The 18,135-nt window shown below is 40.9% G+C and carries 16 protein-coding genes and 2 pseudogenes; 7 read left to right on the plus strand and 11 right to left on the minus strand.

From position 1 onward, the window contains the following. Window positions 1–126: 126 nt before the first annotated feature. Window positions 127–918 (plus strand): glutathione-dependent disulfide-bond oxidoreductase, encoded by a 792-nt coding sequence (gene yghU, locus ACFSN5_RS06855; RefSeq protein ID WP_165329109.1) that lies wholly within the window; start codon window positions 127–129, stop codon window positions 916–918. A 138-nt stretch (window positions 919–1,056) separates the two neighbouring features. Here the strand turns inward: yghU and ACFSN5_RS06860 are convergent, their stop codons facing one another. After that, window positions 1,057–1,821, minus strand: a complete 765-nt coding sequence (locus ACFSN5_RS06860) for a DpnI domain-containing protein (protein ID WP_165210236.1) — start codon at window positions 1,819–1,821, stop codon at window positions 1,057–1,059. A gap of 396 nt (window positions 1,822–2,217) precedes the next feature. Between ACFSN5_RS06860 and ACFSN5_RS06865 the strand changes: the two genes are divergently transcribed. The 5 genes from ACFSN5_RS06865 (at window position 2,218) to ACFSN5_RS06885 (ending at window position 6,834) form a co-directional block, all read left to right on the plus strand. Next, window positions 2,218–3,162 (plus strand): DHH family phosphoesterase, encoded by a 945-nt coding sequence (locus ACFSN5_RS06865; protein ID WP_165210233.1) that lies wholly within the window; start codon window positions 2,218–2,220, stop codon window positions 3,160–3,162. Beyond that, window positions 3,146–4,078: an FAD:protein FMN transferase gene (locus tag ACFSN5_RS06870; RefSeq protein WP_165210230.1), complete on the plus strand. Its 933-nt coding sequence runs from the start codon at window positions 3,146–3,148 to the stop codon at window positions 4,076–4,078. Before ACFSN5_RS06865 ends, ACFSN5_RS06870 begins: the two co-directional genes overlap by 17 nt. A 543-nt stretch (window positions 4,079–4,621) precedes the next feature. Then, window positions 4,622–5,227, plus strand: coding sequence for an NADPH-dependent FMN reductase (locus ACFSN5_RS06875; protein ID WP_165210227.1), 606 nt, complete (start codon window positions 4,622–4,624; stop codon window positions 5,225–5,227). 21 nt (window positions 5,228–5,248) lie between these two features. Continuing rightward, a complete protein-coding gene (locus tag ACFSN5_RS06880; protein ID WP_165210549.1) occupies window positions 5,249–6,478 on the plus strand; it encodes an NAD(P)H-dependent oxidoreductase in 1,230 nt (409 codons plus the stop codon). Between the two features lie 113 nt (window positions 6,479–6,591). Beyond that, a complete protein-coding gene (locus ACFSN5_RS06885; RefSeq protein WP_004229899.1) occupies window positions 6,592–6,834 on the plus strand; it encodes a type B 50S ribosomal protein L31 in 243 nt (80 codons plus the stop codon). A 680-nt stretch (window positions 6,835–7,514) separates the two neighbouring features. Here ACFSN5_RS06885 and tnpA read toward each other — a convergent pair. After that, complete coding sequence (gene tnpA, locus ACFSN5_RS06890; RefSeq protein WP_165210546.1) at window positions 7,515–7,925, minus strand: IS200/IS605 family transposase; 411 nt, start codon at window positions 7,923–7,925, stop codon at window positions 7,515–7,517. 136 nt (window positions 7,926–8,061) lie between these two features. Next, the gene (locus ACFSN5_RS06895) at window positions 8,062–9,582 is read right to left on the minus strand and encodes a zinc ABC transporter substrate-binding protein AdcA (RefSeq protein WP_165329110.1); all 1,521 of its coding nucleotides are present in this window, start codon (window positions 9,580–9,582) and stop codon (window positions 8,062–8,064) included. Window positions 9,583–9,709: 127 nt separating this feature from the next. Here ACFSN5_RS06895 and ACFSN5_RS06900 point away from each other — a divergent pair. Beyond that, window positions 9,710–9,790: pseudogene (locus tag ACFSN5_RS06900) on the plus strand (IS3 family transposase); the annotation flags it as partial. 158 nt (window positions 9,791–9,948) lie between these two features. Here the strand turns inward: ACFSN5_RS06900 and whiA are convergent. The 8 genes and pseudogenes from whiA to ACFSN5_RS06940 all read right to left on the minus strand — a co-directional run bounded on the left by whiA (window position 9,949) and on the right by ACFSN5_RS06940 (window position 18,135). Then, window positions 9,949–10,860, minus strand: coding sequence for a DNA-binding protein WhiA (whiA, locus tag ACFSN5_RS06905; protein ID WP_165210221.1), 912 nt, complete (start codon window positions 10,858–10,860; stop codon window positions 9,949–9,951). Continuing rightward, window positions 10,857–11,834: a YvcK family protein gene (locus tag ACFSN5_RS06910; protein WP_165210218.1), complete on the minus strand. Its 978-nt coding sequence runs from the start codon at window positions 11,832–11,834 to the stop codon at window positions 10,857–10,859. The genes whiA and ACFSN5_RS06910 overlap by 4 nt, the downstream gene beginning before the upstream one ends. Next, window positions 11,831–12,718 (minus strand): RNase adapter RapZ, encoded by an 888-nt coding sequence (gene rapZ / locus ACFSN5_RS06915; protein ID WP_165329111.1) that lies wholly within the window; start codon window positions 12,716–12,718, stop codon window positions 11,831–11,833. Before rapZ ends, ACFSN5_RS06910 begins: the two co-directional genes overlap by 4 nt. Before the next feature lie 285 nt (window positions 12,719–13,003). Continuing rightward, window positions 13,004–13,762: a DUF1003 domain-containing protein gene (locus tag ACFSN5_RS06920; protein WP_165210212.1), complete on the minus strand. Its 759-nt coding sequence runs from the start codon at window positions 13,760–13,762 to the stop codon at window positions 13,004–13,006. A 644-nt stretch (window positions 13,763–14,406) separates the two neighbouring features. Then, on the minus strand, window positions 14,407–14,784 hold the full coding sequence (locus ACFSN5_RS06925; protein WP_165210209.1) for a RidA family protein: 378 nt from the start codon (window positions 14,782–14,784) through the stop codon (window positions 14,407–14,409). 17 nt (window positions 14,785–14,801) lie between these two features. Continuing rightward, entirely contained in the window at window positions 14,802–15,896 is a 1,095-nt protein-coding gene (locus ACFSN5_RS06930; RefSeq protein ID WP_165210206.1) for an iron-containing alcohol dehydrogenase family protein, read from the minus strand. A gap of 456 nt (window positions 15,897–16,352) precedes the next feature. Next, window positions 16,353–17,699, minus strand: a complete 1,347-nt coding sequence (asnS, locus tag ACFSN5_RS06935; RefSeq protein WP_165210203.1) for an asparagine--tRNA ligase — start codon at window positions 17,697–17,699, stop codon at window positions 16,353–16,355. A 63-nt stretch (window positions 17,700–17,762) separates the two neighbouring features. After that, a pseudogene (locus ACFSN5_RS06940) lies at window positions 17,763–18,135 on the minus strand (VOC family protein).

Here is an 18,135-nt window from a genome sequence, read left to right on the forward strand (position 1 = left end):
TTAAAATATTTTTCCTATCTTATCACAACTAAGCAAAAATTCAAGACCTAGATCGATCAATTTTTTGAAATCATGCTCGTATTTTGGTAGCATAAGGCCATAACTAAAATAATTGGAGGTAAGACCATGTCTGACTACAAACTGCCTAAAGTTTGGGAAAATCCATCTAGTATTGGTGGCGCTTGGGGATCGATCAATCAACCGACTGCTGGAGCTCGCTTCGAGCAAACACTGCCTAAAGGAGAACAGCCTTTTCAGCTCTATTCTCTGGGAACACCTAATGGCATTAAAGCCACTATTATGTTTGAGGAATTAAAAGAGTTAGGTGTCAGGGAAGCCGGCTATGACCTCTTTAAAATTTCCATCAGTGATGGTGACCAATTTGGCTCTGATTTTGTTGCTATCAATCCTAACTCAAAAATTCCTGCCCTTTTAGATTTATCCGGAGAAAGTCCTGTTCGTGTCTTTGAATCAGCTAATATTCTGCTCTACTTGGCGGAAAAATTTGATCAACTGATTCCAAGTAACTCTGCTGATCGCAATGAAGTTCTTAACTGGCTCTTCTGGCAAACAGGGGCTGCTCCTTTCTTGGGTGGCGGTTTTGGGCACTTCTTCCACTACGCGCCTGAAAAAATCGAATATGCCATTAATCGCTTTGCTATGGAGGCCAAGCGTCAGCTAGACCTTCTTGATAAGGAATTAGCCAAGAAACCTTATATTGCGGGCGACACCTATACTATTGCTGATATCGCCATCTGGTCTTGGTACGGCCGCTTGGCTCAAGATAAAATCTGGGATCGTGCAGGAATCTTTCTCAATGTCACAGAATACAAAAATCTACAGGCATGGACAAAGAAAATTGCGGAACGTCCAGCTGTTAAACGTGGACTAGAAGCAGAGTATAAAGAAATAAAATAAGACGATTTTAAAAGGTACTGGGCTTATTTAGCATGGTACCTAATTTTTTGCTTAACCACCAATCAGATACGGAATTACCTCTTTAAGCGGATTAACCAAATCCAAGTTAGAAAATGGGTGTCTATCTATTCCAAAAGCTCACAACTTTCTATACCTTCCTTTTCCCAAAAATTCAATAATACCTTGGTCACGTAATACTTGCAATTGTTGTCGAATTTTTTCTCTAATATGGTGATTGTCCGGATACTTTTGTTTAAAGTCTGCTTCGAAAGTATATATGTCTTTTAGCGTAAATTCATCATCAGAAATTTTATCCAAACATTTTAGCATTTCTAATAGCCATCCCCTCTTATCAGCGGATTGCTGGCGTAAAAACAAAGTTTTCTGAAATTTCTCCTGAACTAAATCAGGATTTATCACTCTTCCATTATTGACTAGAAAAATTTTCCCGCTTTCTGATATTTTACTCATATCAATGGTACAACCAACCCATCCAGCTCGTTTAGCATTTGGAGATAAGGGCTTACGCTTTATAATTATTTCAGGAGTGAAAAAGTGCTTAGGTATGACGATGAAATTACTAACGGTCATTTCCTTGGTATGATTTAAAAAGAAAAAATTTGGATTATTGTTTGACCTAATTTTGGCTATCATCGTCTGATAAGCTCCATCTACGATAGTTGATGAAAACTTTCCATTTTTGCTTTTGAGTTCGAATTCTTCTGCACAGGAAGCACACCAAAAGTCTGCGACTGGACGGTTATTTTCAAATTTCTGTACTGGGCTACAGCCACAATTGGGACAATAAATATTACGGGCTACCCAAGTTTCAGTCAGCACTCTGGCTTTTTGAGATTTGCTTTTATAAGCATTTGCTATACTTAAATCAAATGATAAATCCATTCATCAACCTCTTTATATTTTATATCGTACATCAAACTTAAGCTAAACGTAACGGAGAAGAAAGCACAGCTGTAGGAACTTCGCTTTTCCTACATTGTCCTTACATTTGAATGTCGACATTTCGTGTAAAGGCTTCAATATCTCATCTTGGCGATGTTAATCAGCAACTCTTACCAGTTCGTAACAGCATCAAACCAACTGATGTGAGTACTATAACAATCACTATTTGTAAGGAATCGATGGCTATACTGCTCTTATTTCTCACCTCTTTGATATTTTACCAATTATACCAAATTCATTTTGACCGTATATAGATTCTTTTTTACTATTTTTCAAGTAATGGAAGTATTCCGTGCTATAATAGCATAAAAAACATTACATTAAAGGAAGAAGATTATGACTTTCAACCAGATTTTGGAAAAAATTCAAACTCATGATACGATTATTATTCACCGTCACCAAAGGCCTGATCCTGATGCCTTAGGCAGTCAGCTGGGGCTGCGGGAGATTTTGCGCCATAACTTTCCTGATAAAGCTGTGCTGGCAACGGGCAGTGATGAACCAAGTTTAAGCTGGCTGGGCAAGATGGATACTGTTGGGGACAGCGCCTATCAAGGAGCTCTAGTCATCGTGACAGATACTGCCAACACGCCTCGTATTGATGATGGACGTTTTGAGCGTGGCGATTGTTTGATTAAAATTGACCATCATCCTAACGAAGATCCTTATGGTGACTTACTCTATGTTGATACCAAAGCCTCTTCAGCCAGCGAAATTATCACTGATTTTGCCCGTGAAACTGGCCTTGAGCTAACCAATGAGGCTGCTCGTCTCCTTTATGCTGGTATTGTTGGCGATACTGGTCGCTTTCTCTATGACGCCACTAGTTCTAAAACTTTGAAAATTGCGGCTGACTTACGAGAATTTGATTTTGACTTTGCAGCCATTTCTCGTCAAATGGACAGTTTCTCCTTCAAAATTGCTAAACTACAGGGGTATGTCTTCGAGCATTTGGAAGTTGATGAAAACGGAGCAGCCCGCCTGCTCTTAACTCGTCAGGTGCTGGAGGAGTTTGATATCAGTGATGCTGAAAGCTCAGCCATTGTCAGTACGCCAGGCAAGATTGACCTTGTACAATCTTGGGCCATCTTCGTTGAGCAACCTGAAGGCTACTATCGCGTTCGTCTTCGCAGTAAAAAAGTCATTATCAATGAAATTGCCAAACGCCACGATGGCGGTGGGCACCCGCTTGCCAGCGGAGCTAATTCTTACAGTTTAGAAGAAAACGAGCAAATTTACCAAGAAATTAAAGAGGCCGTTGCCCATGCCAACACTAACTAATCGGCAAGTTTATCTAATGGGGACAACTATTGATATCTCCATTTATCACGCCAATCCAGAACCTATTTTGGATGAAGCCGAAGAACTCCTTCGTCTCTATAACCATCGCTTTTCTGCTAATGATAATTCTTCTGAGTTAATGGCTATCAATCGGTCAGCAGGTAATAAGGCTGTCGTTGTCCATCCTCAGCTTTTTGAACTGATTGCTCTAGGAAAAAAGCACAGTCTGGCCTCTGGCAGTCATCTTAATATTGCCATTGGGCCACTGATTCAGACCTGGCGAATTGGTTTTGACGATGCTAAGGTTCCCAGTCAAGAGGAAATAAAAGCCAAGTTAGCTCTGATTGATCCTAGACAAATTATTCTGGATGAGAAAAATTCTTCTGTCTATCTGGCCAAGACTGGTATGAAAATTGACCTAGGAGCCTTGGCCAAGGGCTATATTGCCGACCGACTTATGGAATTTTTGAAAAAACAGGGTATCTCTGCTGGACTCATCAACCTAGGGGGCAATGTCCTAACATTCGGACCTGCCTACCATAATCCAGATCAAAACTGGCGCATCGGTATCCAAAATCCCAAACTTCCTCGGGGAAACCACTTAGCCATTCTTTCCATCCGCGACCAATCGGTGGTCACTTCAGGTATCTACGAGCGAACTTTTACCTACCAAGGAAAAACTTACCACCATATTTTCGACAGTCAGACTGGTTATCCCGTCAATTGCCAGACAGTCAGTTTAACCATTGTTTCTAAGCTATCGGTTGACGGGGAAATCTGGACTACTCGTCTCTTTGGTAAATCCCCATCAGAAATTTTGACGGAAGTCAGTCAAGTACCCGATTTAGCTACTCTAGTTGTAACTAAAAATAACCAAGTTTTATCTAGCTCTAACCTGCCAATCTGGAAAAACTGATTCAAATATTTTGTAAGCACTTTCAAAAGAGGTGCTTTTTTGCTACAATAATACTGCATTCAGAATTGCACACGGGACGATTTCTTTCAGAAAAAAGCAATTATAGTCGATGCAAGTAATAACTAGTTAGTAGGTGATTGAAGGTACTTATCATCTGCATAATAGTGTTTCATCCTGACTATCCTTGCGAAGGTAAGACGATGACATCAATTGTATTATAATACCGATTTCTGTCTCACTCTCTATGTTCCTATCAGGAATTTTTGCTAAAGCGAATTGTCCCTTTGTGATACTCCGTTTGGAATCTTGCTAACCAAATGGAGTTAATGGGAGAGGTAGCCAAGTCACCTTAGTAATTGGCGCTTGCTATCAAGTGCAAAGCACTTAGATAACAAACCTCTGCCGTATTTTGTTAATGGAACTCGCCTACGACGCTCCTGTAAAAAAGCTCACCTTCCTTGAACCTGTATGATTCATCGTCAGGTTCCTATTTTTCTTTAGCGTGGTTAACGGCTTAATATCTTAAACAGAGGAGGCTATATTATGAAAATTATCGGAATCGTTGGAACAAATTCTAAGAAGTCCACTAACCGACAGCTACTACAGTATATGCAAAAACATTTTGCTGACAAGGCAGACATAGAGTTGGTTGAAATTAAGGATTTACCTCTCTTTAATAAACCTGCGGATCGTATACTACCTGAGGCCGTTAGACAACTGGCTGCTAAAATTGAAGCCGCTGACGGGGTGATTATTGGAACACCTGAATATGACCACTCTGTTCCTGCAGTTCTAATGAATGCTCTGGCATGGCTATCCTATGGTATCTATCCCATGCTTAACAAACCCGTCATGATTACAGGAGCTTCCTATGGAACCTTAGGCTCTTCTCGTGCTCAGCTCCAATTGCGACAAATTCTCAATGCCCCAGAGCTCAAAGCTAATGTTCTCCCTGATGAATTTCTTTTATCTCACTCTTTACAAGCCTTTGATCTTAAAGGAGAACTCAATGACATTGAAACCAGTCAAAAATTGGATGCTATTTTTGATGACTTCAGGCTTTTTGTAAAAATGACAGAAAAAATGTCTCATGCCAAGGAACTCTTGAAAAAAGAGGCTGAAAACTTCGACTGGGAAACTTTGAACTAAAAGGGAGGATAAAAAATGACAATGAAATTTGTTGGACTTGTAGGCTCAAACGCAGAAACCTCTTATAACCGCATGCTGCTGGAATATATTCGTCGGCACTTTAAATTTCAATTTGAACTAGAAGTTTTAGAAATCAAAGATGTCCCAATGTTCAATCAAGACGAAGACCAGTCGGATTCCTTTGCAGTCCGATATCTTTATAATAAAATTACCCGCGCTGACGGTGTCATCATTGCAACACCGGAACATAACCACACCATCACACCGGCACTCAAGAGTACATTAGAATGGCTATCCTTCAACCTCCATCCTTTTGAAAACAAACCCGTTATGATTGTCGGAGCCTCCTACTATGATCAAGGAACTTCACGAGCTCAGGTTCATCTGAGAAAAATTTTGGATGCACCTGGTGTTAATGCTTACACCTTACCTGGTAATGAATTTCTCTTGGGCAAGGCAAAAGAAGCCTTTGACGATAATGGTGATATCATCAACCAAGGAACTGTTGATTTCCTTAGTACCTGCTTAGATAACTTCGTTAAATATGTGGAGGTCGTTTCAAAATTGAAAAAACCAAAACCTATCGAACCAGAAGATTTGGATTGTAACCATCCAATCGCAACCACTGTAACCGAAGTTGATCCTGATGATCCAGACTGGGTTGAAAAAGTGGCCGAAATTACTGGTGCTGTCTCGGGTAATACCTATGTCAAGCTTGATCACGGCATCCTAACTGTCGATCAAATCAATATGTTCCTCAAGTCTATGCCCTTTGAATTGACCTATGCGGATGATAACAATCAATTTCTCTACTACAATAATGCTCACCAAGATCCAGAAACCATGTTTGCAAAACGTGTTCCATCACAGTCAGGCAGCCGTTTATCAACAGTCCACAGCAGCCTACCAGCTAATCGAATGAAAAATGTTGAATGGGTTATTGGTACCCTGCGTAATGGTGATCAAGAAGTCGTTCGGACCTTAATTCCTAATCCCAATCCAGCTGTCCTCAATACCCATAATTATCAAGCTATGTATTATGACGATGGTTCTTATGCAGGTATCAATGAAATTGTCTTTAACTTCAAGCCTTGGTTGGACTGGTATTTGGAAACTACTGGTCAGCATTTGGCTGGTGGAGCAGCCCCAGCTGCCGGTTCCGCCAATGCCGATGCTACTTCCGGTGCATCTTCTTCTAACGGCGGGGCTCCAACTGCTGCTGATGCTACTTCTGGTGCATCTTCTCACTAAAAACCTTAAAGAATTTGACTAAAAGTCTTGCCAAAGCTAGGGAACTTTGTTAAACTAGAATAGTTATTAAACTATGGCTTAGAAAAGCTATGGCAGAAAGGAAATTTTAGAGAATGAAAAAAGATATCCATCCAGAATACCGCCCAGTCGTATTCCTTGATACAACTACTGGTTACAAGTTCCTTAGTGGTTCAACAAAACCTTCTAAAGAAACTGTTGAATTTGAAGGCGAAACTTATCCTTTGGTACGTGTTGAAATTTCTTCAGATTCACATCCATTTTATACTGGCCGTCAAAAATTCACACAAGCAGATGGACGTGTCGATCGCTTCAACAAAAAGTACGGCCTCAAATAAGATTGAAAACAGCTCATCGGAGCTGTTTTTTCTATCGGAAAAAAAAGAGGCTGAGACAAAAGTTCTCAGCCTTATTTATTTGGTCAATTTTATTGGCTAGGCACAGTGGTTGGGGAAAGACTTGTTGGCTGTGCCGGCTTAGTCTTACCCCTGCACAGTTCATCAGGTGCTTTAGCATCAATGGCTCACTGCTGGTTGGATAATTCTTATCTTTGGGGGCAGTCCCATTTTCAGGCGCCCCCTTAAACAGTCCACTGGACTGTTTAACGACCACGCAAGTGATAGCTCCCACAGTTTAGAGAACTGTTGGAGGATATCCAATTCTATGAACGTTAGTTCATGTCAATCCCTAATCAACTGTGCGGAGGTGGGGTAAAAAGCTCTGGTAGAGCTTTTTAATCGGGAAATAAAACTTGCAAAGCAAGTATCAAAATGCTCCAGTGGACTTTGGCAGTCTGGGGATAGACTGCCAAAGCCTGCTACCTAAAAACAGGAGAGTGGCAGAGACCTGAGTCTTAAAATAAGAGAGCGAAGAAAAATCAAAACCACCCGTCAAACGGGTGGTTTGAACTAGGGCTATAAGCCCAGATAACCAGCCAGCGCCTAAAGACGCTGGCTTTCACGTTGTTCAAGCCTCACTGCTCTTGACTCGTCACAAACCTCTCAAAGAGGTGTTGGTATTACTTGCCATTATCCCTAAAGGGAGCTTCATATTCTTTCACACTCAGTTTATCAAGTGCGATATCATGCTTTTCCTGTTCTTGAATATATTTCTTTATTGTGGCTTCATTAAGTCCGACTGTACTCACGTAATAACCCTCTGCCCAAAAATGGCGATTCCCAAACTTATATTTGAGATTGGCGTGTTTGTCAAACATCATGAGAGCACTTTTGCCTTTCAAATAGCCCATGAAACTAGATTCGCTAATTCGCGGAGGAATACTGACCAACATATGAACATGGTCTGGCATGAGATGTCCTTCAATGATTTCTACACCTTTGTAGCGACATAAACGGTGGAATATCTCGCCGAGACTGCTTCGATATTGATTATAGATGATTTTTCGTCTATACTTAGGGGTGAACACAATGTGATATTTACAATTCCACTTTGTGTGTGATAAATCAAAATCGTGATTTTATCACGATTTACTGATTGAGTCCCACTCTCGAGCTTTAAGCGAGGACAATCAAATTCTTCGAATTATTGATTTCTGTCTGTATAGCTTAGGTGTGAACAACAAGATCTTGTGCAATCTCATGTCCTGTCATGTCCTTAGGATAGTAGGTCGGCCAGTTGTCCATTTCCTTTAAAATGGTATCTTGACTGGAATCGCCCCAAAAGAGATGGAAATGGGCTGACTTAGTCTCTGAAATATTATGATCGCTAAACTGGATGTATTTGAATTCTCCAGCCTTACTGTCTTTAGTTTCAAAGAGATAGCGAACACCACGGTTTCCCTTCTTATAGGTTAAAATCTTATAACCAACATATTTGTAAGTGTAGGTATGTTTTTTACCACGTTGGGTGAAGGTTACTTGATTTTTCTTACCATTAATAGAAATAGCCTCAACAGTCGTTTTATAACCCTTGGTGTAGTAATCTTTGTATTCTTTGGCTGTCATGTCCTTGTTGAGCTTAGCTTTATAATCCCAAACTTGGTCCAGAGTACCTTTTTGAAGATAAGGATAAACTGATTGCCAACTACCAGTCCAATCAGACAACTTACGATCCGTAACATCAGTATCTTTAAAGTAACCTTTTTGAACTGTCTTTTCAGCTTCTTTAGCTGGGATTTCTTGCCCTTGACTATCTGTTGTCTTTCGTAAATTCTTCAGATTTTGTCGCATGATAGACAAGTAGTCTTGACCGTTTTTCATTTCTCCTTCGGTCAAACTTTCGATGGGGTTCAAAACCAAGGTTTCAACACCAGCTTCTTTTGCCAAAGTTTCTGAAACAGCTGATGAAGCATTTTCTTCAAAATAAATGTATTTAATACCGGAGTCTTTAACTTGTTGGGTTAATTCGCCTAAATGTTGGGCTGATGGTTCGCTTTCTGCAGAAATACCATTAATATGGATTTGGTTGAGACCATAGTCCAAAGCTAGGTAAGCAAAAGCTGCATGCTGGGTGATAAAGCTCTTTTGTTTAGCAGTAGAAAGAGCTGAACTATAATCCTTATCTAAGGTTTTCAGTTTTTTAATATAAGTTGCGGCATTTTTCCTAAAAATTTTAGCTTTTTTAGGATACTTCTTAGATAGGCTATCACGAATATTTTCTACTAATTTAATGGACCGCTGTGGTGATAACCATACATGGGGATCGAATTCATGATGATGACCTTCATGACCTTCCTCTTCCCCTTCTTCGCTTCCAGCCAAAAGAATCATATTACCGGTAGCTCGGATAAAATCAGTCTTATCTTTACCGATAGATTTCTTCACTTTAGGTATCCAAGTTTCCATACTCTCGTTATCATAAACGAGTACGTCAGCTTTTTGGATTGTTGCCACATCCTTGGTCGAAGGGTCAAAGTCATGAGGCTCTTTACCTGCCTTTATGAGCAAGCTAACGTGTCCTTGATCTCCTAAGACATTTTTAGTGAATTCATACATCGGATAGAAAGTTGCAACCACCTCGATATCACCAGATTTTTGCTTCTCTTGTTCATTGAACCAGATGCCGCCAACAATGGCACAAGCTACAATCAGCAAGATTCCAACTATTGTCATTCTCTTTTTTGTCATATCACTTACCTTCCTTAACTGGTTAATCAAATTGTTTACTGGTTAAGTATATCATAAATAAATAGAAGTGCAAGTCCTTTGTAAAAAATAACTTACTATTTGCAAGTTTTTATCAAATAGCTGGATTATTTTTTACTACAACAACAAAAAAATCAAAGTAAAACTAAAAGGGTTTAGCCCTGTGTCATACAGAACTAAATCCTTTTAATAATTTCTTGTCCAACTTTTTGGGGTCAGTACAGTATTAGACGCTTCCTTCGTTTATACTGTTAAACACAGGCTAAAGAATCGGGGAGCTGCCTTGAAAAATAGGATTTTCAGACAGCTCTATCAACGTCATAGAAATTTTTTTACAGCTCTTATCTGTTAGAGTTCATCGGCGATTTTATTGATTTTGCGGAGGCGATGATTAACACCACTTTTGGTTAAGGGAATTTCTAGACTATCGGCAATCTGCTGAATCGTATAATCAGGATGATCCACCCGAACCTGAGCCACTTGCCGCAATTCTATCGGCAGAATATCCAAGCCAACTGTATCCATAATCTTAATAATATTATTGATGGCTTTCATACTGGCTGTTACCGTGCGAGCAATATTAGCCGTTTCTGCATTAGTGGCCCGATTGAGATCATTTCTGGTCTCCCGCATAATTTTAATCTCTTCGAAAGCATCCTTAGCTTGCATAGCACCAATAACGATGAGAAAATCCATGATATCCTCAGCCTTCTGCAGATAGGTCACAGCACCATTTTTATGTTCAATGACCTTAGCATCCAGCATGAATTTTTGCATCAGCTGGGCCAAATCCTCAGCATGATCCTGATAGACTGAGAAAATTTCCAATTGATACTTACCCGATTCAGGATCACGGATAGAGCCATTAGCTAAAAAGGCTCCTCGCAAGTAAGTCCGACCTGCCTCATCATCGTGGAGAATAGCATCAGCAATCCCTGTTTCAATACCAAAGAAAGAATCTGCCAGCTGCAAATCAGAAAGGATCGTTTCAACTTCTTGATCGACAAAAACCATATAGACACGGTTTTTTTTCAAATTAGGCTTTTGATGGTAGCGAGTATCCGGTTGAATACCATAGAGGTCTTCTAAAAGTGAATAGATATGACGGGCAATTTTAGCGTTCTCAGTGAGAATGGACAAGGTCAGACCATTGCTAGTCAATCCCAGATTTCCTGACATTTTAATGAAGGCCGATAGCTGGCTGCGGTCAGCATCCGTTAAATTCAGCACTTCTTCTTTGACTTGGGTGGTAAAACTCATCGTTTTCTCCTCTTAGTTAATCGCATCAATTCTTCAACGACCAACTCACCATGGTGGAAAGCTCCACCATTTTCTAAACGCAAGAAATTAGAAGAAATTACTCGCTTAACCAGCTTCTGCAACCCTTCAAAATCATGGTCAACTTGAACCAAATATTCATCAAACTTATTGGTGTCCATGTAGTCTTTAGGAACAGGCTCAATATTGACCAAAACGGTGTCGATAACATCAGCACCTAAATGACGATTGAGAACTGCCACATGGTCAGCATCTGAAAATTGCTCTGTTTCACCATACTGGGTCATGATATTGCAGACATAGGCTACTTCTGCCTGTGTTTCTAATAAAGCCTTCTTGATTTCAGGAATGACTAAGTTGGGCAGAATAGAGGTAAAGAGGGAGCCAGGACCGAGAACAATCATGTCACTGTCCATAATTGCTTTCACAACTTTACGGCTGGCTGAGGGTTGTTTGGCATTGTAGGTATTGGTAACAAAAACATGGTCAATCATGCCATCATAGTCTGCTATACTAGACTCTCCGACTACTTCATGACCATCTTTAAAGACAGCGTGGAGGGTCAAGGCATCTTCACTCGCGGGATAGATCTTGCCCGTTGTATGGAAGAATTTGCTAAGAATCTGCATGGCATTGTAGGTTGATCCCTGCATCTCAGAAATTCCAGCAATAATCAAATTTCCCAGAGGGTGACCCGACAGAGCTCCGTCTCCATCATTAAAACGATATTGAAAAATTTTCTCATAGAATTTGGGCATATCGCTCATGGCAACTAAGACATTACGCAGATCACCAGGCGGAGTCAGCTGCATAGCTGAACGGAGCTCCCCCGAGGAGCCGCCATCATCAGCTACGGTCACAATGGCTGTGATATCGACATTTTCATGGCGAAGGCTCTTGAGCAAGACTGGAATTCCAGTTCCACCACCAATTACTGTAATTTTAGGTTTTCTCATGAACGATTCACCGTTTCCTTCCGTCGGTCTTTATCGCGGTGGCTTTCATTGACAGTCCAATCCTGCTTGAGATCTTGAGCCAGTCGATGGGCAAAGGCAACGCTACGGTGTTGACCACCTGTACAACCAATGGCAATAGTCAAAATAGCCTTGCCTTCCTTTTGATAGCCCGGCAGGATTGGTTGTATCAGTGCCAAGAGATGCCTGTAAAAATCTTCGGATGCCGCATGGTTCATGACGTAGTCAGCCACGTTTTGATCCAGTCCCGTTTGATTGCGCAATTCGGGAATATAGTAAGGATTGGGTAGAAAACGTACATCAAAAACGAGGTCAGCATCCAGAGGCAAGCCGTACTTAAAACCAAAACTCATGACTTCTATCCGGAAAGGTGCCGCATCATTATCTGAAGAAAATTGCTCAGAGATGGTTTTACGCAGTTGACGTGGAGTTAGCTCTGTCGTATCCACTACATTCTGGCTCAGACTCTTGAGAGGAGCCAAAAGCTCACGTTCCAGCTTGATGCCGTCCATAACGCGACCATCGGCAGCCAATGGGTGACTGCGGCGCGTTTCCTTATAGCGGGCTACCAATTCCCCATCTGTCGCATCTAAGAAGAGAATCTTAAAATTAATAGCTGAATTTTTTTCCAATTCATCCAAAATGGAATTGATTTCCTTGAAAAAGAGACGACTCCGCATATCGACGACAAGGGCCACCTTGTCATTATCCTCACTATGGCTGACCAATTCCATAAATTTAGGCACTAGGGTTGGTGGCATATTATCAATGGTAAAGTACCCCATATCTTCAAAGGATTGAATGGCGACCGTCTTTCCGGCACCGCTCATTCCTGTTACAATCACTAGATTAATCGGATTTATCATGAATCTTCTCCCTTCATCGGGTTGGGACAAAAGCTTATTAAGTCCCGTTTTTACTATAATTAAATCTTAGGGCAGCAGTTGACAGGAGAAAAGCTTTAGTATTAGCCTTTCACATATTGACTAAGAAGACGCGCTGTTCTTATCCTTATTGCACCAAATGCCAGATCAGACAGTCAGCGGACTAAATAGCCAAATCCTGAAAATGCAGGAGTAAATAAAAGTTGGAAGTTTTTATTTTTTTAACTTTTCTTCTGCTTTTACCCAAAAGTTTGCCAATTATTTTAATTAGGAAGGATTTTTTGTGATTAGCTGTTCCTTAAGCTCATAATTGGTCCGTTGCAAATTATCCAACTGTTGGGTAATAGAAGCTAACATTTCAGTTTGCAATTTCTGCACTTCCAAAAGATCTGATTGGTCTTGCTGAACTAAGTGGTCCATCTTGGTGTGGAGTAGGCGAATACCTTCCTCAGATTTTTTATTGACATTAAAATCATTTTTGGCCTGGAAGCGATCATAATCAGAAGCTCGGTTCTGGCTCATCATAATCAGGGGAGCCTGAATAGCTGCCAGAGTTGATAGAGCCAGATTGAGCAAAATAAAAGGATAGGCATCAAAATGAATTCCAAAGGGCTGATAAACATTGATAGCCATCCAGGCTGCCATAAAGAGAGTAAAGCTGATAATAAAGGTCCACGAACCACCAAAACGAGCAACATCATCAGCTATCCGCTGGCCAAAGGTTACCTTGCGGTCCCAAGCTTCGGGCACATCAACAGTCTGGTAGTCTTTATTCTTAGAAACCTGATAGACGGTCTCACGCACACGGTCATTTTTATCCTGAGCCCGTTCAATCGTTCGATTGAGAAAGAGTAAGCGGTAATGGAGGAGGTCTTTGTTGGAGATAAAATCACCGTCCTCCAAATGAGGATGATCGTGCGTAATCAGATGTTTGAGTCGGCCATCAATTTCCGATAGAAAGACCCCTTCTGTTAAGTGGTAGGGGTGATGGTTTAAAGCATCGTAAACGAGCTTGTCTTCTGGCATAGCTTGACCTTCTTTCTTTACCAGTTTATTATAGCAAAAATAACCTTTAGAGGATAGACAACAAGCTTCCGTGTGGTTGATAATAGCTCCATAATTAGCAGGTAAGCATGGCTAATTTGGGAATGATCAAGTAGGTTCACCCTTTACTGGTATGGCAAAACCAGCATTAATCCACCAATAAGAGTCCCATTAAAAATACTGATAAGATAGGCTGAGATAAAATCTATCGGGACCGACCTAAGTCTCAAAGTCTGAGCTTAGCTAGAAGGTGAGCCTATACTGCAAAAGTTGACTAATTTTTTCTTTCGCAACTACCATCAGAAACTGATTTTTCTCAACATGATAAAACCACAAATTAATCTAGCTCATAACTCAAGCTGTTTCTTTCGGTTATAATAAACTTGAGCCATGATGGAAAAGTCTTTAGCATTGAAATAGTTCACCACACTGTGAATGGCAGCCATCTTTCTATTAGCTACTTTTCTGTTTTTGTTTAAGCGTCATATTACCTATTCTTTCCCCGTACTGTGCCTTGTAACTTGAAGTGGTCAAACATAGGTGTGACGGCTTCTTTTTTATCACCCATTAAGAGTCTATTAAAGACCGCTGAAGAACCAGCGGTCTTTAATCATGGTTTTAATAATCTAGTCTAAATAAGCAATTACTTCAACTTCTACTTTGACATCCTTAGGTAGACGAGCCACTTCGACGCAAGAGCGAGCTGGAAATTCTTCTTTGAAAGCTGTCGCATAAACATCGTTGAAAGCAGCAAAATCATTGATATCACTCAAGAAACAGGTTGTTTTGACCACATGGTCAAAATCAGTCCCAGCCGCTGCCAAGATAGCCTTGATATTTTTAAGAACCTGTTGCGTCTGTGCTTCAATACTAGTTCCGACTACTTGTCCTGTCTCAGGGGAAAGAGGAACCTGACCAGAAGCAAAGAGAAGGTTGCCCGCTTGTTTAGCTTGAACATAGGGGCCTAAGGCCTTGGGAGCATTATCGGTATGGAAGGTTTTCATCTAAATCACACTTTCTTTTAGTCTAGACTTTGTCCCAGTTTATCAACGTCTCGGATAGCCTGAGCAAATTTATCGGCATCAAAAGGTGTATTTTTATATTCATTGGTCGTTAGGGCCACTTCGACAATTTTTGGAATATCGGCTTCTGTCAAGCCCAACTCCTTAAGACTAGTTGGCAGTCCCAGCTCTCTATTGAATTTCGCTACTCTTATCAATTCGTCTTGTTCTTTGAAATAGGCATGAAGGACCAAAACACCATAGGAAACCACAACACCATGAAGATATTCTCCCTGACGTTGAACAGCCGTTGTTCCATTGTAAAAGGCATGAGCATGACAAGAATTGTAATAAAAGTCAGGCTGATTAACTAGGTTTGAAGCGTAGCCCGTTGAGACAACAATATCCAGAGCTATCTCTTCAACTGCCTTAGAAGCTTTATTATTTTTAACATCTTCCAGTCCTTGCTTACCATAGCCATAGAAAGCATCTTTGGAAGACAGAGCAACAGCATGCCCTAAAGTTGCCGTATGAGGTAATTCAGTTAAACCCTTTTTCTTAGCTTCTGCTACCGCATGCTCCACTTCTGGAGCTTTAGAAATTCCGTCACCAATACCAGCCCAAAAGTACTTACTTGGTGCTTCCGCAATAACACGAGTATTGATAAAAATATGCAAGGGTGAATCTGGGTAACCATAGCGGAGTACAGAGTGATCATCCTTGTAGACAACAGCAATAGCCGTACCGGCTGAACAGTTAGAACAAATAGTCGGGAAGGTAAAGGTTGGCTTATCTAACGCCTTAGAAACCATTTTAGTCGTATCGATAGCTCGTCCGCCACCGAAACCAAAGAGGGCATCTGCCTTTTGCACATCCGGATTAGCCACCAGCTTATCAATATTAGTTTGGGTCGAATCAACCCCATAGACAAAACTTCCTGTCACTTTAATGCCAGCCTTGCTTAAAATAGCTCGGACTTCACTCTCCGTCGCAGCCAGGGCCCGCTTTCCCCCAATCAGAGCAACACTTTTAATACCATACGGTTTGAGAACCGTGGGAATTTCTTGGTAGCAGTCTTCTCCATAGCTGTAATTAGCCATTACGTTAGTTGTCATTTATTATCCTCCAAATCAATCATTGGTCATCGTCTGATTGGCGGTGACAAGTATCATTTTTTGGGAGTTCCATGCTCCCGCGATATTCCTATTATAGCAAAATATTCAGAAGATTAAAACAATAGCGCGACAAGAAAATCGTACAAAAGGAACAAAACACCGTTTTCTTACCTTGACGTACCAATGAATACGCTCCGAAAAGCAAAATAATCGGTCGTTAATATCAGCTTGCTGCGCTTTTGATTTGTTCATCACCAATTGAAGACATTGAATCTCTTTGACAAAAAATATAAGCCACCTAAAAAATATTGATTTTTCAGGTGGCTTTCTATTTTTTCTTCAAGTTGCTTAGCACTCTAGTATTTTACGGTGTAAAGAAAATTCGGTCATGATACTGAATTTTCGGTGTTAGTGAGGAACCTAGCTAAACCACAAGTGGTTAGCTCTGCTCTTTCGTTACGGTTTAATCCGATGGAGCATTCGTGGGAAGGGGATAGCTTCACGGATGTGTTTGGTGCCTGCTACGAAGGTCACCATCCGTTCGATACCGATGCCGAAACCGCCATGGGGGACAGAACCGTATTTACGTAAGTCAAGATAGAAGTCATACTCTGACTTGTCCATTTCCAGCTCATCCATTTTAGCAACGAGAGCATCGTAATCATCTTCACGCATCGAGCCGCCGATGATCTCCCCGTAACCTTCCGGAGCCAAAAGATCAGCACAGAGGACGCGGTCCAGCTTACCGGGAACAGGCTTCATGTAGAAGGCCTTGAAACTGGCCGGATAGTTAACCACAAAGGTTGGTACACCAAAGTAATTTGAAATCCAAGTTTCATGCGGTGAGCCAAAATCATCACCATGCTCTAGGTGTTCATAGTCCGTATCTGCATCATTTTCATGTTCTTGCAAAAGATCAATCGCATCGTCATAAGTGACACGTTTGAAAGGCTTATCAATATAGCTCTTAAGCAGGTCAACATCACGTTCTAAAATTTCCAAGGCTTGCGGAGCATGGTCAATTACTCCTTGAATCAGAGCCTTGACATAAGCCTCTTGCAGATCCAAAGACTGGTCGTGGTTGAGGAAGGAATATTCTGCATCCATCATCCAGAACTCAGTCAAGTGGCGGCGAGTCTTAGATTTTTCAGCTCGGAAAACAGGTCCGAAGTCAAAGACACGTCCAAGAGCCATGGCACCAGCTTCAAGGTAAAGCTGACCAGATTGGCTTAAGTAGGCTGGAGTACCAAAGTAGTCCGTTTCAAATAATTCAGTTGAATCTTCAGCAGCATTGCCGGATAGGATTGGACTGTCAAACTTGATGAAGCCATTTTTATCAAAGAAATCATAGGTCGCATAAATAATGGCGTTACGGATTTGCATAATGGCCATTTGTTTACGCGAACGTAACCAAAGATGACGGTTGTCCATGAGGAAATCTGTCCCGTGTTCTTTTGGTGTGATAGGATAGTCTTTTGATTCACCAATCACTTCGATATCCGTGATATCCAGCTCATAACCAAACTTTGAACGGTCGTCTTCTTTGACGATTCCCGTCACATAAACTGAAGTTTCTTGATTCAAATGCTTGATGGTATCGAATTTTTCAAGACCTACTTCTTCACCGTATTTTTCGACAAAGTTTGGCTTGAAAGCGACACCTTGGAAAAAAGCAGTTCCGTCACGGAGTTGGAGGAAGGCAATCTTTCCTTTACCAGACTTGTTGGCAACCCAGCTACCGATGGTAACCTCTTCCCCAACATGCTTTGGTACATCAATAATGCTTACTAAATCTTTAGTCATTAATTTCTTTTCCCTTTTCTTTATTATCTTTACTTTACTATATTTTATTTTCGAGCCAAAAATTTACTCTTCCTTATGGCAGACAGCTTCAATATTATTTCCATCTGGATCTATCAAAAAAGTTGCATAGTAATTAGGATGGTAATGCGAGCGCAATCCTGGTGCACCATTGTCCTGACCACCAGCAACCAAACCAGCTTGATAAAAGGCATCTACTTCCGTATGTGTCTTGGCATTAAAAGCAAAGTGCATGGTCTTTTTGCTGCCCAACTCCTAACAAGAAGTCGCCACCTGGATCAGTGCTACAAGCTTCTCCAAAGCTAACCACGTACTCATTATCAAATTGCAATTCGTAACCAGGGGGCGCTAACGTTTTTTGATAAAATTGTTTTGAAACTTGCAAATCCTTTACTTGAATCCCAAAATGATCAATCAT

Source organism: Streptococcus tangpeifui (assembly GCF_044503215.1).
Classification (GTDB): Bacteria; Bacillota; Bacilli; order Lactobacillales; family Streptococcaceae; genus Streptococcus; species Streptococcus tangpeifui.

Bases quoted from the DNA above. Each gene is read 5' to 3' on its own strand.
- ACFSN5_RS06920 (WP_165210212.1), bottom strand. From the start codon at position 13,762: ATGCCAGAAGACAAGCTCGTTTACGATGCTTTAAACCATCACCCCTAC.
- ACFSN5_RS06885 (WP_004229899.1), top strand. From the start codon at position 6,592: ATGAAAAAAGATATCCATCCAGAATACCGCCCAGTCGTATTCCTTGAT.
- whiA (WP_165210221.1), bottom strand. From the start codon at position 10,860: ATGAGTTTTACCACCCAAGTCAAAGAAGAAGTGCTGAATTTAACGGAT.
- ACFSN5_RS06880 (WP_165210549.1), top strand. From the start codon at position 5,249: ATGAAATTTGTTGGACTTGTAGGCTCAAACGCAGAAACCTCTTATAAC.
- yghU (WP_165329109.1), top strand. From the start codon at position 127: ATGTCTGACTACAAACTGCCTAAAGTTTGGGAAAATCCATCTAGTATT.
- ACFSN5_RS06910 (WP_165210218.1), bottom strand. From the start codon at position 11,834: ATGAGAAAACCTAAAATTACAGTAATTGGTGGTGGAACTGGAATTCCA.
- asnS (WP_165210203.1), bottom strand. From the start codon at position 17,699: ATGACTAAAGATTTAGTAAGCATTATTGATGTACCAAAGCATGTTGGG.
- ACFSN5_RS06895 (WP_165329110.1), bottom strand. From the start codon at position 9,582: ATGACAAAAAAGAGAATGACAATAGTTGGAATCTTGCTGATTGTAGCT.
- ACFSN5_RS06875 (WP_165210227.1), top strand. From the start codon at position 4,622: ATGAAAATTATCGGAATCGTTGGAACAAATTCTAAGAAGTCCACTAAC.
- ACFSN5_RS06870 (WP_165210230.1), top strand. From the start codon at position 3,146: ATGCCAACACTAACTAATCGGCAAGTTTATCTAATGGGGACAACTATT.
- ACFSN5_RS06930 (WP_165210206.1), bottom strand. From the start codon at position 15,896: ATGACAACTAACGTAATGGCTAATTACAGCTATGGAGAAGACTGCTAC.
- ACFSN5_RS06925 (WP_165210209.1), bottom strand. From the start codon at position 14,784: ATGAAAACCTTCCATACCGATAATGCTCCCAAGGCCTTAGGCCCCTAT.
- ACFSN5_RS06865 (WP_165210233.1), top strand. From the start codon at position 2,218: ATGACTTTCAACCAGATTTTGGAAAAAATTCAAACTCATGATACGATT.
- rapZ (WP_165329111.1), bottom strand. From the start codon at position 12,718: ATGATAAATCCGATTAATCTAGTGATTGTAACAGGAATGAGCGGTGCC.
- ACFSN5_RS06860 (WP_165210236.1), bottom strand. From the start codon at position 1,821: ATGGATTTATCATTTGATTTAAGTATAGCAAATGCTTATAAAAGCAAA.